Source organism: Parabacteroides acidifaciens, from assembly GCF_003363715.1.
Lineage (GTDB): Bacteria > Bacteroidota > Bacteroidia > Bacteroidales > Tannerellaceae > Parabacteroides > Parabacteroides acidifaciens.
On record NZ_QREV01000006.1, the window covers coordinates 30,316 to 51,334 of the forward strand.

The 21,019-nt window shown below is 50.3% G+C and carries 9 protein-coding genes; 2 read left to right on the forward strand and 7 right to left on the reverse strand.

All coding sequences use genetic code 11. The annotated features are described in order from the left end of the window. Positions 1–6 precede the first annotated feature (6 nt). Together DWU89_RS04075 and DWU89_RS04085 are read left to right on the forward strand one after the other, a co-directional pair. Positions 7–2,022 carry a RagB/SusD family nutrient uptake outer membrane protein gene (locus DWU89_RS04075; protein WP_115498405.1) on the forward strand — a complete coding sequence of 672 codons (2,016 nt, stop codon included), beginning with the start codon at positions 7–9 and terminating at the stop codon, positions 2,020–2,022. A 346-nt stretch (positions 2,023–2,368) separates the two neighbouring features. Continuing rightward, the gene (locus DWU89_RS04085) at positions 2,369–5,158 is read left to right on the forward strand and encodes a sugar-binding domain-containing protein (RefSeq protein WP_115498407.1); all 2,790 of its coding nucleotides are present in this window, start codon (positions 2,369–2,371) and stop codon (positions 5,156–5,158) included. 89 nt (positions 5,159–5,247) lie between these two features. Here the strand turns inward: DWU89_RS04085 and DWU89_RS04090 are convergent, their stop codons facing one another. The 7 genes from DWU89_RS04090 to DWU89_RS04120 form a co-directional block, all read right to left on the reverse strand. Next, on the reverse strand, positions 5,248–6,453 hold the full coding sequence (locus tag DWU89_RS04090) for a 6-bladed beta-propeller (RefSeq protein ID WP_115498408.1): 1,206 nt from the start codon (positions 6,451–6,453) through the stop codon (positions 5,248–5,250). Between the two features lie 356 nt (positions 6,454–6,809). Further along, positions 6,810–7,529, reverse strand: a complete 720-nt coding sequence (locus tag DWU89_RS04095; protein ID WP_115498409.1) for a hypothetical protein — start codon at positions 7,527–7,529, stop codon at positions 6,810–6,812. Positions 7,530–8,204: 675 nt separating this feature from the next. Further along, positions 8,205–10,487 (reverse strand): glycosyl hydrolase family 95 catalytic domain-containing protein, encoded by a 2,283-nt coding sequence (locus tag DWU89_RS04100; protein WP_115498410.1) that lies wholly within the window; start codon positions 10,485–10,487, stop codon positions 8,205–8,207. Between the two features lie 43 nt (positions 10,488–10,530). After that, the gene (locus DWU89_RS04105) at positions 10,531–13,287 is read right to left on the reverse strand and encodes a sugar-binding domain-containing protein (protein WP_115498411.1); all 2,757 of its coding nucleotides are present in this window, start codon (positions 13,285–13,287) and stop codon (positions 10,531–10,533) included. Between the two features lie 139 nt (positions 13,288–13,426). Then, complete coding sequence (locus tag DWU89_RS04110; protein ID WP_115498412.1) at positions 13,427–16,231, reverse strand: sugar-binding domain-containing protein; 2,805 nt, start codon at positions 16,229–16,231, stop codon at positions 13,427–13,429. A 33-nt stretch (positions 16,232–16,264) separates the two neighbouring features. Continuing rightward, on the reverse strand, positions 16,265–19,561 hold the full coding sequence (locus DWU89_RS04115; protein ID WP_115498413.1) for a DUF5107 domain-containing protein: 3,297 nt from the start codon (positions 19,559–19,561) through the stop codon (positions 16,265–16,267). 9 nt (positions 19,562–19,570) lie between these two features. After that, a complete protein-coding gene (locus DWU89_RS04120) occupies positions 19,571–20,944 on the reverse strand; it encodes a sugar porter family MFS transporter (protein WP_115498414.1) in 1,374 nt (457 codons plus the stop codon). Between the last annotated feature and the right edge of the window lie 75 nt (positions 20,945–21,019).

Below are 21,019 nucleotides of genomic sequence, written 5' to 3' on the forward strand. Positions count from 1 at the left end.
AGAATCATGAAACAGATCAATATATTCAAATATGTAGCCGGAGCCGCACTGATCACGGTTTTCAGTTCCTGCAACGACTTTCTGGACAAGGAACCCCAAGCTACGATTTCACCGGACAAGTACCTGGTAGAAGAATCGCAACTGGCATCTTATGCAAACGGATTGTATAAAGACATACTGCCCGGGCATGGTTACGGCTACGGTATTTTCGGCGAAGACAAAGACACCGATAACCAGGCAAGCTTCGATTATAACGACCGGTACATTCCCGGACAATGGAAGACCAAACAATCGCAAAAAATGGACGACGACTCTTACCGTTTCAAGTTCATCTATAGCTGCAATTATTTCCTCGAAAACGTATTGCCGCACTACAACGGGAAAACACTTTCGGGAGACGATACGAAAATCCGCCAATACATAGGGGAAATATACTTCCTCCGTGCACACGAATATTTCAAGCGTTACCAGATGTTCGGCGATTTCCCGATCGTACGCAACACGGTACCCGACCAGATGGAACCGCTGGCGGATGCCAGCAAACGCTCACCCCGTAATGAAGTGGCACGATTCATCATTTCCGACCTCGACTCGGCAATCATGCTGATGGGATCAGGCAAAGGCACCGACAAAACACGCATCAACAAGGAAACCGCTCTGTTGCTTAAATCGCGTGTTGCCCTGTTCGAAGGTACCTGGTTGAAATATTTCAAGAACACAGCGTTTGTCCCTAACGGACCGGAATGGCCGGGAAAAAGCAAAGAGTACAATGCGGGGTATCAATTCCCGACAGGAGATATCGACAAAGAAATCAACTATTTCCTGACTCAATCGATGGAAGCGGCCAAAGCAGTGGGAGACGCAATCACATTGGTTGAAAACACAGGCTTGGTACAGCAATCTGCAGCAGAAGCCGCCAACCCTTATATGGATATGTTTTCAGCAGAAAATATGTCCGAATACAGCGAAGTATTGTTGTGGCGTCCGTACAGCAAAGCTCTTGGGGTTACGCACAACGTAGTGACAGCAGGACAGCACGGCAACTACGGGATCGGACTTACACGTGGTATGGTAGAAGGTTTCCTGATGGCCAACGGCCTGCCGATCTATTCGGCCAATAGCGGTTACCAGGGAGATGAAACAATCGCCGACGTACGTAAAGACCGTGATTCGCGCCTCTCGATCTTCCTCAAAGAACCGGGACAAAAGAATATCCTGTTTGAAGCAGCGGGAGGAGACATGGCCGTGCCTATCGAACCCTATCCGGTCATCCTGAACAGTAACCCTGAAAAAGGATACTCCACCGGTTACGCTTTACGCAAGGGCGGTAGCTATGATCGGAAGCAATGCGATAATACGCTTAACTATACGGGAGCGGTGGCATTCCGTGGCACGGAAGCCTTACTCAACTACATAGAAGCTTGCTACGAAAGAGACGGAGCATTGGACGGAACAGCCCAGAACTATTGGAGACAGATCCGCGAACGTTCCCATATCGATCCGGATTATAACAAGACAATCGCCGCAACAGACATGAGCAAAGAAGCGCTGAACGACTGGGGAGCATACTCCGCCGGACAACTGGTGAACCCGACCTTGTACAACATCCGCCGCGAACGCCGCTGCGAACTGATGGCGGAAGCATTGCGTTATATGGACCTGCGCCGTTGGAGAGCCATGGACCAGATGATCAATACTCCTTACCACATTGAAGGATTCAAAATCTGGGGCGAAATGCAAAACTGGTATAAAAACGAAGACGGCACGTCGCAACTGGTTTATGGTATGGACAATCAGAAATCAAACGTTTCGGAACCGACACGCAGCAAATACCTGCGCCCATACGAGAAAGTCAACAATAATATTGCAAAAGACGGATATAGATGGTCAATGGCACATTACCTGACTCCGTATAATATCCAGCATTTCGATATTACATCGAGCACCGGAAATATAGAAGATTCTCCCATTTACCAGAATCCATACTGGCCGACAGAAGCCAATATGCCGGCTATCCGGTAAGTTTCCGATATAAAAAAGAATTTTTACAACAAGAAACGCCGTTTCCTGGTACGAAAAACAAAATTTGCGACCAGCGGAGGCGTTTCTTGCTGTAAATTTTGTTTTTTGAAGCCAGAAACAGCGTTTCCGGGTGTAAAAAAATCATTTTGTATCAAGCGGAACCTCTTCTTGAACAAAAAATCACCGTTCGCAACAAGAAACAACGTTTCTTGAAACAAAAAAAACATTTTGATACTTTCCACAAACGAAAACAATAAAAAGATTCTCCATCATAATCCATATTTAGTCTATCTTTATTACAAGACAAATACCTTTATTTGCACACGATAATTCTAATCTCTAATTTATGCGACGAATAAATATCTACATCTTGTTGACAGGCCTCCTTACCTGCCTGTTTTCATGTTCAAACAATCCTTCCCACATCTCCCTGGCCGGGAAATGGGAGTTTGCCTTAGACAGCACCGACACCGGAATAAACGAAGGTTGGTACTCGCAAACCCTCCCCAACACCATCCAGCTCCCCGGTACGACAGACGATGCCGGATACGGGATACCCAACAAACTAAAGCCTGCCCTCCAGAAGCCGCAGGTCCTGCATCTCACCCGCAAGAACAGCTACGTCGGGCCCGCTTGGTACAGCAAAGAGGTCGACATACCTTCCGGTTGGAACGGAAAAAACGTCGAGCTCAAGCTGGAACGGGTGATCTGGCAGACATCCGTCTGGGTAGACGGAAAGCGAGTCGAAGGTATGCAGGAAAGCCTGGTCGCCCCTCATCTGTACGACCTCACAGAATATCTGACTCCCGGAAAACACAAAATAACGGTCCGCGTCGATAACCGGAAACGATATGATATTACGGCAGGCGACATGGCACATGCCTATACGAACGAGACACAGATCATGTGGAACGGGATCATCGGGGAAATATCCCTGACAGCCAAAGATGCCATATCGATCCGCAACCTGCAGGCATATCCCGACTACAAAAACAAGCAAGTAAGGATAAAATGCCAAATAAACAACGCGGGAGCCGCAACCACCGGCACACTGACAACCGACATAAAAACGGCAACAGGGCCTGCAACACAAATACAGCAACACGTAACGCTCCAGTCCGGAGAAAACCTTATCGACCAGGTTTGCCCAATCAAAGACGATATCCAGGTATGGAACGAACTTTCGCCCACCCTTTATACGCTCCGGGCCTCCCTCGAAACAGATCCCTGCAAAGATTCCCGGGAAATCAAATTCGGCTTCCGGGATTTGGAGAAGAACGGACCGGCACTGCTGTTGAACGACCGGAAGATATTCCTTCGCGGGACGTTGGAATGCTGTATCTTCCCGCTGACCGGCTATCCCCCGATGGAACACGAAGGATGGGAAAAGGTGTTCAAGACTGCACGCGAATGGGGACTGAATCATCTCCGTTTCCATTCCTGGTGCCCGCCAAAAGCGGCGTTCGAAGTGGCGGACTCGCTCGGTTTCTATCTTCAGGTGGAACTTCCGCTCTGGTCGACCAATTTAAAGAAGGATGAACGTGCCCCCTATTTATATGCCGAGGCGAACCGCATACTGGAAGAATACGGCAACCATCCCTCCTTCTGCCTGTTCAGCTTGGGGAACGAACTTCAATATGACTTCGAGTTCTTAGGCGCACTCCTGAATCATGTCAAAGAGAAAGACCCGCGTCATCTTTATACCACCACCTCCTTCACATTCGAAAGAGGACACGGCGACTGGCCGGAAGCCGGTGACGACTTTTTCATCACGCAATGGACCCGGAAAGGATGGGTGCGCGGGCAAGGCGTGTTCAATACGGAATCCCCCCGGTTCGACAAAGACTATTCCGCCTCTGTCGAAGGGATGGATGTTCCCCTGATCACACACGAAATTGGTCAATATGCCGTCTATCCCGACCTGAAAGAGATCGAAAAATATACCGGCGTACTGGACCCGCTAAACTTTAAAGGCGTAAAAGAAGACCTCGAGAAGAAGGGACTGCTCGGCAAGGCAGACGACTACCTGATGGCAACAGGCCGGCTGGCAGCCCTGCTGTATAAGGAAGAGATCGAAAGAGCCATGAAGACTCCGGGAATCAGTGGTTTCCAACTGCTCGACCTGCACGACTTCCCCGGACAGGGAACGGCCCTTGTCGGACTGTTGAATGCCTTTTGGGAAAGCAAAGGCGTAACCGAGGCGGCTACATTCCGCCAGTTTTGCGCCCCCGTCACCCCCTTGGCCCGTTTCGCCAAAGCGGTCTATACATCCGCCGAAGAGTTCGAGGCAGGCATCGAAATGGTTAACTACAGCAATAGCGTAATCGAGGATGCCGTTATCGACTGGAAGCTGGCCGGACGGGACGGAAAGGCGATTGCCCAGGGAGAATTTCCAGCACGCCCGTTGCCTGTCGGAGAAAACAGCCCGGTCGGTAACATCCGTTGCCCGTTGAATGCCGTCACAGAGGCAAAAGAGCTGACCCTGACGGCTACATTACGAGGCAGTTCCTGCACAAATGAATGGAAGATATGGGTCTATCCGGCATCTTTGTCCGTCGACAAAGGGGATATTGTCGTCACAGACCGCCTCGCCACTGCCGAAAAAGCCTTGCAAGAAGGGAAGAAAGTATTATTCAACCCTCCTTACGAATCTTTAAAAGGATTGGAAGGGAAATTCGTCCCCGTCTTTTGGAGTCCTGTGCATTTCCCCAAACAGGCCGGAACAATGGGGCTGTTGCTCGACCCGGCCCACCCGGCATTCGCCCGTTTCCCGACTGACGGACACACAGACTGGCAATGGTGGAGACTCACGACACAATCGAAAACGCTTTGCATCGACAGCCTGTACACGGAAGTCACCCCTCTTGTCGAATGCGTGGACAACTTTGCCAACAACCGTCGCCTGACCAACCTGTTCGAGACGAACTGCCTGAACGGCAAACTGATCGTATGCAGTATGGACCTGCTCCGCGAACAAGCCGAGAATCCAGAAAAGAAGCAATTGTTGTACAGCCTCGTGGAATATATGAAATCCGGTGCATTCAACCCGTCCCAACAGACATCTCCCGCTACCATCCGGCAACTTCTGACCACCGGACAAACAGGTTCCCGGGAAAGACCGGAGTCCATTTATTAAGGACCTGCGATTTACAACAACTTATCGGGGATGTGTCAAAAACCGCTAAATGCTATAGGCAGGGGGTTGACGCATCCCTCTTTTGATTATTACTCTTTCAATGTAGCGATCACCACGACCGGATTATCATCGAATTGAAGATTTTCCAATATTTTCTTTCCGGTCGAACTCAACTTCACATCCTTATGAGTTTCCATATAATCTAAAAGTTCTTCCGGCATCAACAAGCCAACCAGCTTATTACCATCTAATCGTTGCATAAAAAAAGTACCTAATCCATCTATATCGTTCACAAACCCGCATCTTTCTCCTTCACGTTTACAACTATACAATTGCTTTGTTTTCTTATCATAATAATTGGAAAAACTGATATTTGAACTCAATCCCTCCCATTCCATACTATTAAACAAGACATACCGGTTAGTTTGAGAAATAGAAGAATAACTCAAATAGCCTTTTTTATATCTTTGAACCGTTTCTATATTACCGGCTCCGAATTCCACTGTTCCGACTTCAGACTTTTTACCCAATGTCTCGTTAAAATGAAATATAATAGCGGGAACCAAACGTTCTTCTTCCACCAAATAAACGGTATCATTATCTGATGCCCCGTTAAAATACAATTTATCACCTACTTTCTGAAACCGCCCCGAATTATAACAGGAAGATTTTCCCCCGTGCCATTCCGGAACCGGAAGACCATTATCTATAACCCTCAAAACCTCCCCGTCTTTATTAAAGACATAAAGTGCACAATGGTCATTGGCCAGTTCGTCATTAGCCAAACCCATGTACAGACCGTTTTTGTAAGGGTAAAGACTATTAATGAGTTGTTGATATTTCTGTTCTTTTTCGTAGCGATATTTAGGTCTTATGACCTCATTCACGCACTTATTGGTTTCTATATCTATTCCTCTCCATCCCTTCCATATATCCACATAAAAAACATTTCTTTTCTTATCCAATGTGCAATTTGTCATAAGATGTGCATAATCATCAGGACCACCTCCTTCTTGACTGAGACGACGAAGATACTTACCACTTTTCCTGTCAAACAAACATATTTTCCCTGCAAATTCAGACGTAATAATGTATCGATCCGTCAAAAAAACAGAAGGCTTTTTCAATAAAGATTCTTTTGTCAATTCCAATGGAATATATTCCAGTTTGGATACAATTCTGCTTAAGGGGATATCGCCAACTTTGGCCTGAGTCATATCGATCACTAATTCTTTATCCTTAGCTTGTAACGTCAATGATAGAAGGAAACTTATCAATATATATGTATACTTCATATTCTTTAGTTTTTAACATTTCCAGTTTGTAATACCCCTTATTTTTCTATTTCACCACAATAAAGGTACGATTTCAATTTGACTTTTCGCTATCGAAACAGCACATTTCGTGACAAACGAACCTATAGCCTGCGTGACCAGCAAACACCAGGTGGCATATTCTACCGCCAAAAGGTTTTCCGGAGACTACACGGACTACAGCAGGCACAACGAACTGTCCGGCCGACTGTCCATAAGGGTTTCGGCTTCCTGTAACAGAGGAAAGATATGGGATTGTTTTTGGCAGTTGAAAGTGTTTTCTCATATGTGTTATTTTTGTAGATGCAATGATACAAAAACCCTCCCTTATTTCCATACTATTTCGATAACATTTTGTTGGTACCTGCACTATTCTTTAATCCTTTCAATTTGTACACAAGCATATGATCCTCCGGATCGTCGTAGGCTCGAGGTCCATATAGCGTAAAGGTTTTCTCATCTACTGCAAAGTAGACAGGATACCCTCCATTCAAAAGGTATCGGATGACCGGATTCCCGTCTAAATCATATACTTCAAGAAAAGTGCCCTGGGAAGAGAGGTACGTACGCTTGTCCGATGAAATCCCCAAATACAACGTATAGAAATAGCGCTTACCTAAATAACTACAGATATAACTTAAATTTACGTCTTCCCGGCTTCTCAAATCGATATGCTTAGGGGCTGCAAATTCAAACTTCACCCGATTGATAAGGTTAAACTTGAAATCCATGAAATCAATCTGTTTCTTATATCCATAACAGAACACAACACGGCTGTCATTGACATACACGCGCTTCATATCAGGATCAGCATAATACTCCGCCCCATTAGGAACTAAGCCGGAAGTTGCGTTCATAGCATCTGTCACATATAACGAATCAGCAATAAAGGAGACACCGTCTGAACTATCCGTTTGCGACAACGTCTTATGAAGAATCAAAAAAGAAGGCTTCACCTTTACTATCACAGAACCGGCTATCCCCCGCAAAGGCTTTAATTCTGGAGTTAAAGTCTCTTCGCGGGAAAAAGAGGGATCGACAGAGCTGTTGCATGCCATGATTAAACAGCTGCATAATATGAGGAAAAAACAGGGCAATCGCATAACTATTCTATTCATATAATTCTTATCCCGTACCGGTGTGACCAACAAACACCGGATACAATATTACAAATACTTTCTCTTATTTCCTTTATTATTCCGGTAATCTTTTGTTGGTATTTTTACAATAACCCCCTATTTTTCTATTTCACCTCAAAAAATGAACGATTTCAATTTGACTTTTCGCTATCAAAACAGTACATTTCGTGACAAACGGACCGGCGGCCTGCGCAGCCCGTTCAAAAAAGGTGACATTTGTCAAAGCGGAGCAGAGACTTCCCGACATTCCGATAAAGCTTAACTCCCGGAGAATCGAATATTTGAAAGCATGAAGGGGAAGGGACAGGAATATGGCAAGGATTCGGAGGGTATTTTTCAGTAAACAGGCAGCTCTTTTCCATTACGACCGTCCTAATCGCCGTTACGACCGTCCTAATCTTCGCGAGGTGCCGAGTGCACTACCTATTAGTACGGTCGCGGTGGCGATTAGGACGGTCGTCTTTTAGAAAAATTGCATATTTCACTAAAATAACCGGTCCGAAAGCGCTTTTTTGACCGGAAAACAATCGTCTGGGAGACACTTCTCGAAGCCTCTAAAGGAGGTTCTCAAGACGTTTTTTACAATAAGCCCCCTCAAAATCCAATAGTCAACGTCTCTCCTTTACCTGTTTCCAGAGTCAGGATACCATCCTGCTCCTGTTTCTCACCTTTATTTCCGGAAACGAAACTGATTTTGCTTCCCTCGGGGATCGCCAGTCGCAAGGTTCCTCCCTGCTCCGGATAGATTCGGATCTGCCGAAGCCTGCCTCCTTCTCTCTCGGCCGAGACCAGGAAAGCTCCCATTGCACGCAATTTATTGAAAGAGACATCCTGCCACGATGCCGGGATAGCCGGGAATACACGGATAATACCTGTATGACTCTGAAGCAACATCTCCTGAATACCGGCGGCAAAAGCAAAATTACCTTCCAGCGTAAAAGGCCGGTAGGTGAACTTGGACTTTCCGCTCTTCGTCTGGTCGCCATTCGCATGGAACGTATTGGGCAGGCAGAAACATTCGGCAAAAGTGCGAAGCTCGCGGGCAGCCCCTTCACCATCGAAAGCACGGGCTTTCATATTACCGAACCAGCTGTAAGAATAACCGCACCAGTAATCGGGACCGATATCCTGCAATTTCTTCAAGGTTGCTTTTATGATCTGCCGGGACTTCTCACCCTGGCTCCAGTCGATCAGACCAAGCGGATGGATAGACATGGCATGCGAGAAATGGCGATGCGATTGATTGTAAGGGAAACCTTTGGCAAAAGCCAACGCGCCGTCTTCATCCAGCGCAAACTCAGGGAGTTCGGCACCGACGGCTTTCCAATGGACCGCCTCATCCGTGAGGTTCAGTTCCGAAGCTAACTCCGAGGCTGCACCGAAAGCAAAACGCATCAGGGCAAGGTCGTAATTTGTCATATTCTTGAACCAGGCATCGATCGAGTTATCAAAGATCTCCGGACTGGAACTAAGCGGCAATCTGCGAACGCCGTCTGCACCGACCTCGGAGATTTGTTCCAGGAAAGTTACCACCTCTTTCAAGAACGGATAAGCACGTTCCTTCAGGAATACACGATCGGCAGAATACTTCCAATGCAGATAAAAATGCTGGGACAACCAGGCTCCGACTGTCGGAGACATGGAGTACTGTATCCAACCGCCCATCGGCTCGCCGGTCAGGGTACAAACACCCGGTATATTCATGCCGTCCGTTTCAAAATACCGACGGGTATATTGCTTATAAACATCGCGTTGGTTCCACAAGGTATTCAGATAGCCCATCTCTTCCTGCAGGTGGTTCCCGATGTAGGAAGGCCAGTAACTCAACTGCGTATTCAAATCATGATGATAATCTCCCTTCCAGGGCGGCAACATCCCGTTATCAGCTGTCCAAACAGCCTGTAAAGAAACCGGATAGGAGTCTTCGCGGGCGGCAGAACCGAACTTGTACATTTCGTTATCGTACTGCTTTTGCAAAACAGTGTCCGGCAGCGATACGGACGACTGTGCCCAATAGTCACGCCAAAATCCCATATGCGAACGATAATCGGTCTCGACGCCTCTCTTCATAGCATCGGCGGTTTCCTTCTCAGCCCGGTCTTCCGAAAGGGAAGAGGTCAAACTCCATACACCCCGGAGAGTTCCGCCTTTCTGTTCCCAACGAACCACCACATCATAAGAAAATCCGCCCCAGCCTTCCTGATGGAAAGTAGCCGTACCGGCATCCTTCCGCGTAGTACCCTGCTTATATCCCAAGCGGGCCAAAGCAGGACCGGCATGCGAATTATCATTGGCAACCTCATCGGGGTTATTATAGCGGGGAGCGACAATATCCGGCGAAACAGTATCCGGCAGGTTCTCAAACACAAACCATCCGACCGGTTCGGACGCGTGCACGAAGGTCTTCAGCTTCGTCCCGCTATCCCAAGCGACCTCACAAAGTGCATTATTGAGATAAAGATGTACCGAAGAAACCTTCCCCATCTTCAGCGGAAATTCCAAGGCTGCTCCCGGAATCTTGGAAGGCGCGGGCAATGCATTATACGGCCAGTCGAACTTCTGCTGCACCGGCAGATAATCCCCTTTCCGCACCTGCTCGCGCACCCAGGCAAAGCGGTTGTTCGGCCCCGAGATGCTATCGCTCGGACGCAAATCCCACAGGTCCGTCCTGTCCAGTGAAAGACGCAAAGCCGAATCGCGCTGCCAGACCAAAGCCCCGACAGTGGCATTCCCAAGCGGAATACCTTCATCCCAGGTCTGCGCCAGATTATCAAACTGCAAATCACTGTCCGAAGGGACGACAGGCAGTGATCCATTCCCGCTACAAGCGACCAACAGGTATGCGCTTATACTACTTATCCAAAATTCCTTTTTCATGTGTATTGAATCGATATTATCTTTTCTTCAGCAAAGGTACGGTTTATTGGTTTAATAGCTGCCTAATCGCTTCGCCTGATTGGGTTTCCGCACGATGGATCTTGCTGTAGTCGAACAGGGCATCCAGCTCATACGGTTGCAAAGATACAGACGGGGCAAAACGGTCGGAGGCGACATAGTTGCGGACGGATGTCAACAGCTGTTGCATGGCCGGACGTTTTTCCATATCCTTCTCCGGATCGACACAAAGGACAAACAATTTACCACCGGCAACGTTGGCTTCAAACGAGATTCCTAATTTACGGTTCACTTCGTAGGTGTCGATACTTTGGATAACGGGGGTCAACGTGCGCATATCGGTCAGATCCACCGCCGTTGCGTAGTTCAGGATGTCCCACCACTGCCAGTCGGCATAATAAGAGGTCGGGAAGTCGCGAAAGGCGGGATGCTGATGATCAATGCAGGTTCCGACGATCATCGGTTTCCAGTTGAACATGATCGGATTCCAGAAATGGCTGGCGAAATGCGCTTTCCGCCCGGCACAACTATCCGGAACCAGCAGGACGTTTTCGCCTTTCAGGAGCAACTCCTTAGCCTTTTCCCATTGGCGAACGTATGTATATCCTTCGGATGCGGGTTGTTTCACAGCCGGGTAGACCCAAATGTCCCATTCATTGCAAACACCGCCTGCGATACGCGCCTTCAACGTATATTTTCCGGCGGCAGTGACTTTATCCAACGGGATATTGACCACCCCCAGGGAGTCAACCGTACTGAACGGGATCTCCTTGTGGCTGATCTTACCGCTTCCGACGATATCGCCGGCTTCGCCCTCGAGCTGCCAGGCGAGTTGTCCCTTGCGGATCGCTTCGGGACCGAACTGATAGACACCCAATTTTACAGTGAAGGTTTCATTGTTTGTATAGATACGTTTCGGAAGACGTGCCAGAAGGACGACCGGAGCGCATGACTCGCGGAATTTTTCCGGCGTCACCAATCCCTTGCTCTCCCAGAAAGCATCCAGGATACCGACGAAGGCGCTTCCCTGCCCCGGGAAGTCGGAAAGGCCGAGCAGCTGGAAGCCGCCGGAGGTGGAGGTACGCAGCAGGGCTTCGTTCACCTCCTTATACTGAAGGACGGTATGCGCACCGGTTGCCCGGAAGAACTCGTCATCCTGGTGCAGCATGCCGTTACGGGCAAGACGATCCTGGAACACTTTAAAGTTACGGGGTTCCAGCACGCCGGTGTATTTCTTCATCTCTTCGAAGTTCGGATACATGCAGCGTTGGCCCGTTTCGTGGGCGATGACCGGCACGTCGATGGCCGATTCCTCACAGAGGTCCCAATCGGTGGAGGGCTTGCCCTCGTAGACGGTGATCCAGCGCCGGTTCTTATCCCCGACATTGGCGGCTACATGGGAGGCGTAATACTGGTCTGCCTTGACGTGTGTACGGGCTGTGGAGGCGGAATAGAGATGGCGGGGGTCGTAAGCCTGTCCCTTCTTCACAAGGTCTTCCAGCACAGCGAAGTCGCCTTCGTTCTCATTACCGTTACAGTAGAGGATAAAGGAGGGGTGGTTGCCATACTCGTCCAGAATGGCATACATCTCCTTCTCGAAGAAGTCGCGGCGGGCGGGGTATCGGCCGACATCCTTGATCCACATCGGAAGTTCCACCTGCAAGTAGAGTCCGAGTTCGTCGGCCGCATCGAAAGCGGCTTCCGGGGGACACCAGGAATGAAAGCGGATATGGTTCATCCCGTAATCTTTCACCGTACCCATGATACGCTTCCACTCCTTCACATCCGTAGCCGGATAGCCGGTGATCGGGAAGACACAGCAGTCCAGAACACCGCGCAGGTGGATATCGCGGCCGTTCAGGCGGACATGATGGCGTCCCTGTTCCACGTGCCGCATACCGAAAACAGACGAGCGCAGGTCTTCACCGGCTTCCGTATCGAGCGTCGCCGTCAGATCGTAGAGAGCGGGGGAAAACTCGTCCCACAGTTTCATATCCTTGCCTAACGCGAGTTCGTGCTCGATCGTGCTGGCGCCTGACAGGGCGACAGGCACTACCGCCCGGCAAACCCCTTTTCCACCCTTTTCACGGATGTGAAGCGTGAGGGTCCCCTTTACCGGGTTTCCGGCAGTATGGAAGGCAAAGCTGACTTTTACCTTCCCGGTTTCGGTATCGGGATAGATATCCAACTTTTCAATATAGCAAGACGGTTTAGCGATCAGTTCCATCCGTCCGGCTACCCCGTTCCAGTTTGTTTGCGTATATTCGGTCGTTCCGTGTGTCCACTGGTCCATCGGATATTTCAGACGGTTATCGACACACAGGGTCAGCGTGTGCAGGCCGGGCGTCAGCTGTTTAGTCAGAATGAAACGGTTCGGGGTGGAGAGGCGTTCATCGGTCGCAACCGGTTCGCCATCCACGAAGACAGCCGTTTCCCAATGGCAGCGTTCCAGCGAAAGGATCACTTCCTTCCCTTTCCAGTCTTCCGGGATCACCACTTCACGCTGGTACCACGCCTGCCCGCAGTATTCGAACTTACGGCTCAGGCGGTCCACATGCGCCACTATATTCTGAATGCCTTTGCCTCCTTCATCCATAGAGCCGGGCAAAGTGATCGTTTCGGTCAGTTTACTTAAATACAATTCCGATCCGGGTGTCTTGCCAAACCCCATCGGGTCCAGTTGGAAGCGCCACAGGCCGGACAGGTCCATTCGCCCGGACTCCTCTGCCTGTACCACCAGACAAGCAAAGAGGGAGATCAATAACAGTGAGAGTCGTTTCATGTCTATTTATTGTTTATTTGTTTAGGAAGCAAAGTTCCCCGTTCCCGCGCTTGACGCGGGATCGCATTAGAACCGGCAGTATAAACGGCCTGTTCTTTTGCGGCCCCGCGTCAAGCGCGGGGACAAGGGAGTTAGGACTTTAATATCTTATCTTATCGATTTCCACCTCTTGCTTAGGGTTAAACTGCCCGGACATCATATATTCCAGGAGGCTTTGCCGGAACTGGGCGGCTGCCGGACGGCTTGCCAGATCGTTTTGCAGGTCGGCACTGCAAACCAGCAGTCTGCCTTTGCCGACACGGGCTTCGTAGAGCATCCCGAGTTTACGGTTCGTAAACCAGTCATCCACGATATGGACAATCGGGCGGAAGACTTCCGGATAGTCATCCAGGATCATGGCATCGCAACGGCTCACCAGGTCCCACCACTGATAATCGCTCACTCCTTCATTCGGGAAAGCGGCCAGTGCGGGATGTTTCGCATCACAACAAACGCCGAGTGTATGCGGAGCTTGTCCGCGTGTCCAGGCAGTGTTCCAGAAGATGCTGGAGAAACCGACAGCGATATCGCCTCCCTTTTCCGGCGGAACGGTTCCGTAGGTCAACAGCAAAACGGATTCACCGTTATTCAGCTTGTCCTGCGCCGTTTTATCCAGACGGGTCGTGATATACGGCAACTTCTCTATTGACTTCTTTTCCGCGGGATAAACCCAGATATGCCATTGGTTCCGTATGTCCGTGTTCTCAACCTGAGCCGAAACGAGTAGCTGGACAGGCTCTTTAAAACGAGACAGGTCACAACGAGCTGTACCGACCGGTATGCAATTGCCAAGCGGCAGGTCACAAGTGAAAGAACGTTGTTCCAGCAGTTCATCATCCATCGTCGAAATACACAGGCGGATTGTTGCACCGGGCATCGCCTTTTCTCCGAAATGAGCTATTTCCAGGGGGACTTCCAGCACCTCATTATTCAACCAGACCATCTTCGGAAAACGAATCAACGGAACGGTACCGTTACAGAACGTACTGTATTCTTTGCCCGTCACATATCCTTTATCATCCCAGAAGGGGTCGAGCACACCGACAAGCGCCGTCCCCTGTCCGGGAAAATCATGCAGATCGAGCAACTGGAAACCGGCAAAGCCCGGGGTACGCAGGGCGGCTTCGATATCCGCCTTATAACAAAGAGTCTGCAGGCGGCCGGAGGCGTAGAGGAACTTTTCTCCCATATCAGCCATTCCTTTTTCCGCCAGGGTTTCCCGGAATATTTCCAGATTCTTGGCTTTCAGTACGCCCGTATATTTCTCTATCTCCTTGAAGTTCGGATAAACGCACCACTGGCCGATCTCGTGACTGACAGTCGGCATATCCTGCCGGATGATACCGGCAAAGTCATAATCCGTTCGCGGGGCTTCCCTGTTGATAATACTCCTGAGACCTGCTCCCCAAGCCTGGATACGCGGATTAGGGGCATTCCAGTAATCGGCATTCCCGACATAGGGCCATCCGCCGGCACTGGAATAAACGCGACGGGAGTCCTTACTTTTCCAATAATCGACCAGGCCGGACAGATAAGCCACCTGATCCGCTCCGGCAGGTTCATTCCCATACACCATCATGCAGAACGAAGGATGATTGCCATATGCTTTCAGGATACGGTCGCTTTCCTCCTTCAGCCATTGATCTTGCGGTTTGCCGCTGCCGACCTCCGCCCAGGCCCCACATTCCACCTGCAGATAGATTCCCATACTGTCCGCCACATGGAAAGCGGCTTCCGGAGGACACCAGGAATGGAAGCGGACATGGTTCAAGCCATATTCCTTACAGGTACGATAGATCTTTGCCCAATAGTCAGGCTGCATGGCGGGATAGCCTGTCAGCGGGAAAATACAGCATTCCAGCGTGCCCCGGAGGAAAACGGGCTGTCCGTTGACATCAAAACGGGTTCCGTTCGCCTTGAACTCACGGAGGCCGAAGTCGTAACAGGCTTCATCCGTCCCGCCGGAAGACTGAACGGAAACATTCATCTTATAGGCATTGGGGGTATGTTCCGACCAAAGCCCGGCTTCTTCTCCCATATCGACAGTCATTTCAACCGGTTCATTCTCTTTTCCGGGCTCAACAGCCGACTGCACCGGGTTTCCGACAGGTTTGCCGTCAAACGTCACGGCTTGCAATGAAACGGTAGATGCGCCTGCATCTGCCGAGCCTTTTAATTGGATCTGTACCTGCGCTTGCTTCTTTTTTATATCCGGGAAGATCTGTACGGATTCGATATAAAGGGATGGCTTTGCAGACAGTTTCATCTCTCCGATAATCCCGTTCCAGTTGCTTTGCGTATGGTCGGAAACACTGTGCGCATTCATGCCGACATCGACGTAAAGGCGGTTATCCACCCGCAGGGTAAAGGTGTGTTCACCGACTTTCAATCCATCCAGGAGATAACGGTGAGGCGTCTGCAAAGAATTTTGCGACCCTACCTTTTGGCCATCCAGGAAAAGAGTGGTTTCCCAATGCGTCCGTTCGAGGTCCAGTATGACCGGACGGTTCTCCCAACCGTCCGGGACATGCACTTTCTTCCGATACCAGGCGACACCTACATAATGCTTATCCGGGTTCAGCCAGAAAGGGACTTTGATATTACCTGCCTGGCGGTACTTGGCATATTCGGGGGCCTTATACCAGGAGCTGTCGACAATCTGTCCCGTCCATTTCGTGTCCAGGCTGATATCTTCCCCCTTCCCCTGTTCCTGCAAGGAACCCGGCAGGCGGAGCGTTTCTCCCAATTCTTTATTCTGCCATTCCTGTTTCACACCTATATCTTCCGGGTCCAAAGCAAATTGCCACTCACCCGCCAAAGACAGTTCGGCCGGTCCCATCCGGCAAGACATCAAGGAAAGCAATCCTATCGACATCAGGAACAACACGCTATTCCGCAGTTTCATAATCTTATCTGTTTAAGTGATTGATATATTTGTTTATACCGTTCCTATCATCTGCCGGTGGATCTGTACTCCCTGGTGGTTGTTGTCCATTTCGGCGGCGATGCTGAAATAGGTTTCTGCCTTTTCCGGATGGCCGAGACCGAGGTGGCCGAGGCCCATCAGGTAGTTGCAGTGGATGCGGTTCTTCTTGTCCATATCGTCTTCCCAAATCTGGAGATCCGGAAGGGAGACGGCGAAATAATCCATCTTGAAGGTGTCGAACAGGTGCTTTTCCCCAAAATCGATCAGGCGGTTGAAACGGCTGCGGGCCTCCTCCTCGCGTCCAAGCTTGCGAAGCGCCAATCCCTGGTAGAAAATCTTATCCGGCTTCTGGTCGTTGTAATACATGGCGGCTGCCGGCTGGCTATTGCCGACGCTTGCGGCCAGGAACAGGTCATGCGCTTCCGCCTCACGTCCCAATGCTTGCAAGGCGCAAGCTTTATAATAATTGAAATCGTTCTCCTGGGCCCCATACAATTTACCTTCTCCCAAATTATGGGGATAGACGAAGCATTCTTCGATCAGTGCCAATGCTTTTTCGTTCTCTCCGGCTTTCAGGCAGGCTTTCACCAGTTCGACACGCGCCAGTTGGTATTGTGCAGGGATTTTCCCCTCTCCACCTTCCCAGGGATGGAAACGGCGGGCATCGATCATGCGGATCGCCTCCTCGTAGCGTCCCGACTGGTTGAGCAGGGTGACATATTCCAGATAGAGGTCGTCGCGGGAAAAAGCCGTCTCCTTGACTTTATCCAATATGGCCAGACGATCGGCATGAGGACGGTTCAGGCGCTTATACAGCTGGTCGCATTCCATCAGGATACGGGCATCCCGTATATCCAGTTTAAAGGCTCTTTCGAGCAAGGCGACCGCCTCCTGTTGTTTGCCCAGCTTATTGAAATATGCCAGGGACAAGTTGCGGAGGACTGTCGGGAAGGTATCGTCCTGCTCTATCGACTTTTCCCATGCAGCTATAGCTTCGGCATACTGTCGTTTGTCGTACCACAGGTTACCCAGATAATAATACGCTTTGGGAGTAAATTCTGCAAAACGGACCACAGCCTGAAGAGCAAGAATCGCTTCCAAAACATTCGGGAAACAGCAGTCGGCCGGCTGATGTTCGGCGATACAGATTGCCATTTCCGCCTCTCTCATCCGACCCGACACCAGCAGGAACCAACTCTTGTAATAGTAGAGCATGGTCCGTCCCGTTGTAACCGCTTCGCAAGCTACCTCAACCACCTTCAAGGCTTCATTCCAGCAGCCGGCAGAAGCATAATCGAGGGCCAGTTCCTCATAATTATGACCTTCCCGACGCATCCGGAGCACCAGATCGTCCAGGACCTCTTTCTTCTCCGTCAGCAAATATTCTTCAAAGCTACAACCGAAATTAAAACGGTCGATGGTTAGCGATTCGCGGATCAGAGCGAGCGCTTCATCGGTACGTCCGAGATGACGGAGAACAATCGCTTTCAGATGACGTCCACGCAAGTTATGCCAGTTACGGAGCAGGGATTTATCTATTTCATATAGCGCATCTTCCCAGTTTCCTTTTGCGGCGGAGAGTTGTGCCAGCGAATAATAGCCGGCATCCTGCCAGGCGGCATTCCAGCAAGCCTTATAGAAATAGTCGTACGCTTCTTCCGTTTTACCCTGATATTTCAGGGAGAGCCCGAGATTATACAACGGTTCGCCGTCATAGGGGTTCGGATTCTTTTCCGTCAGCGTCTTCACCGCCCGACGCAAATAGGGTTCGGCTTTGGCAAACTGTCCCTTACGGATCAGCCACAGGCCCATCGCATTATTATTCCGCACATCGCCCGGATCACGGCGGAGCGCCTCTTCATAGTAATCAGTGGCGGAATATGTCGCGTGGCGATATTGTTCGAGGTGAAGTCCGGTCAGATACAGCTGCTCCGTCGTCCGGATCTCTTTCGGATCGAGAGCCGCTTTCGCCGGTTCGGGTACTTCCTTGATCTCATCGGGTTCGGGTTCCCAACCGAGAAGGAGTTTCCCTCCGGGACTATAAACCGACACCTTTATGCCTGCCAGGTCTCTGACCGGTACTTCTTCCTCCAGGATTGTTTCAGGGGTGACGTCACGGACGATATCCAACGCCGGCTCTCCCTCTTTTGTAACCACGATGTGCAACCCTTTCTGTGCAGAAGTGGCAAATATCTTCAGGCGGGACACCTCTCCTTCCGGTTCGATATTCATCAACAGATCGGAAGAAGCATTCTTGACAACACCTAATTCCCGGTAGGGCATAAAAAACTGCGTGAAGGTCTTTTCTTCATACGGTTGCAGCCAGGTAAAATCGGGCTGGTTGTCGGTATAGACACCGGTCATCAGCTCGATATAAGGGCCGTCGGCATCCGTCAGGTTGCGGTCCCAGGCCTGCCCGAAATCACCGTTCCCCCAAGTCCATTGCTTTTTACCCGGAGAGATATGATGGTTTGCGACATGCAAGACGCCGGCACGGGTATCGTTCTCATAACCGCCGACAAAATTATACTTGGAACGGATAGCCATGTAGGAAGTGGGCACCGGAATATTCTTATAACGGGAGATATCGACGCCCGCCGAATAATCCATCTTATAATAGGTTCCGGTCGCAATCGGATAACGGGAAACATCACGTTTGCCATGATCGAACACGGCATTCACATCGCCCGGAAAGACAGACTGGTAATGTTCGTTGACCGCCACCGCCGGATTCGCCCACCAGAGGAATGTCTGCGGCAGGGGAGTCGGATTATAAACCTTGCCCTGTATCTCCAGCACGGCGCGTCCCGGACGCAGGGTAAAGCCCGCCATCCCCTTCTGGTGGAACATCCGTTCCCGCTCGCTCACCCAGACCACCGCACTGCCGTCGGGGCGTTTCTCGATCGAATAGTCCACCGGGAGGAAGGTGCTGGGGCGGTGATGCTGCGGCCAGTTGAACTCGATGCCGCCGGAGATCCAGGGACCTGTCAGGCCGACCAGAGCCGGTTTGATCACATGGTTGTAGTAGATGAAATGGCGCTCCTTGATCTTATCGTACGCCATCTGCACACGTCCGCCCAATTCCGGCAGGATCATCACCTTTATATATTCATTCTCCAGATAGACCGCATGATAAGACTTGTCTTCGCAGGTATCTTCAATCTTTTCAATCACGGGATACGGATATACCACCCCGCTGCTTCCCTGGTAAACACGTTTTTCCAGGAACATCGGGTTCTTTTCCGGTTTACCGATGCCATAGGTGGGGAGAAGGATATCTTCTTCCCAAACTTTTACATTCTCTGCCATATTCTAAAGTTATTTCGTTAATTCTTTTTCAAGTTCTTCCAATGTCTTTCCTTTGGTTTCCGGAAGCCGTGCCCGTATAAAGAGGAAGCCTGCCAGACAGATCCCGCCATACAGCCAGAACGTACCCGAGGCGCCGACCGCCTCATTCAGAAGCGGAAAGGTATAGGTAAGCAGGAAGCAGGCCACCCAAAGGAAGAAGGTGGAGAGCGCCATCGCCATACCACGTATGCGGACCGGGAATATCTCGGAAAGGACTACCCAGACCACCGGAGCCAGCGACATCGCATAGCAGGCGATCGCCAGCACAACCAGCAACAGCATCGGCCAGCCGCTTATGCCTAAGAAATAGCAAGTCCCCAGAATCGCATAAATCAACGCCAAGCCCGCCGAACCGACAAACATCAGCGTACGCCGTCCCCATTTGTCCACCGTATAGATCGCAACAAACGTAAAGACCACATTCGTCACACCCGTCACCACGATATTCATCAGGACATCCGACACGGCATAACCGGCAGCCGAGAATATCTCGTGCGCATAATTGAAGATCACATTGATACCGCACCATTGCTGGAAGACGGCCAGGACAATCCCGATCACCAACACACTGCGCACACCGGGTTGAAGCAAGGCTCCCCAGTTGGCTTTTTCTTTCTTATCCCCGTTCAACTGTCCCAGTTCGGAAAGCGTCTGCCGGGCATATTCCGTTCCGCCCACACGTCCCAGGATTTTTCCGGCCTCGGCTGTCCGTCCCGCCGTAGCCAACCACCGGGGGCTTTCGGGAATCACGAAAGAGAGGATGAAGAATAATCCTGCCGGGATCAGTTCGGCCCAGAACATCCAGCGCCAGGCCCATTCGATGCTCCCGGCGCTTAATGTTTCCCCGCCGGCAGTAAAGTACTCCCCGATCTGCCAGTTTGCCAACTGCGCCATCAGGATACCTAACACGATCGTCAACTGGTTGAGGGAAACAAACTTTCCGCGAACGGAAGCAGGAGACACCTCAGCTATATAGACCGGAGAGACATTCGAGGCAATACCGATGCCGAAACCTCCTATAATGCGATAAACGACAAACCAGAAGAAACTGTCCACCGCTCCTGTCCCCACAGCCGAAGCGACAAAAAGGAAGGATGCCGCAATGAGCATCTTCTTACGCCCGTAGCGATCGCTCCACGCGCCGGACAGCAAAGCACCCGCCAGGCATCCGATCAACGCACTGCTCATCGCCCACCCGCGCAGAGCGGCCGAACCTTCCAGATGGAAAAAGGGTTCATAAAAGATTTTAGCTCCTCCGATCACGACCCAGTCGTAACCGAACAGTAATCCCCCCATCGCCGAGACGAGGCAGATCAGTAATAAATAGGCTGTCGTTTGCTTCATGATAATCAGTTATTAAGATATGATGCAAAGTAAAGGACTTCCGTATAAACGGAAAATAGATAAAAAGTCTATAAC